Here is a 246-nt window from a genome sequence, read left to right as displayed (position 1 = left end):
GGATAGGGCTGAGTACGCGGGGAAGGATCAGCCGTTTGACTGCGTTGCGTCAGCGCCCGGAGAGCCGAGGGTCGAACCGGATTGTGGCGTATCGGTGGAGCCGGATGTGACGCCAGTGGACTGTCCAAGCTCTTCTTGTGCGGCAAGGGCTCGCGCCAATGCGTCATTGAGCTTCTTCTGGGATTCGCCGTACGCGCTCCAATCTCCGCTACTCAACGCTGTTTGGCCGGCTTGCATGGCCGCTGA

Annotated in this window: 1 protein-coding gene; it reads right to left on the bottom strand. The window is 61.8% G+C overall.

Annotated elements, in window-relative coordinates:
• Positions 1-27: 27 nt before the first annotated feature.
• A partial coding sequence (locus tag QP415_RS12550; protein ID WP_285100291.1) for a hypothetical protein occupies positions 28-246 on the bottom strand: 219 nt, incomplete at its 5' end.

Origin of the sequence: Pauljensenia sp. UMB3104 (assembly GCF_030217285.1) — a bacterium.
In the GTDB taxonomy this organism is placed as follows: Bacteria; Actinomycetota; Actinomycetes; order Actinomycetales; family Actinomycetaceae; genus Pauljensenia.
The sequence above is the reverse complement of the archived record's forward strand: the minus strand, read 5'-3'. Positions and strand labels throughout refer to the sequence as shown.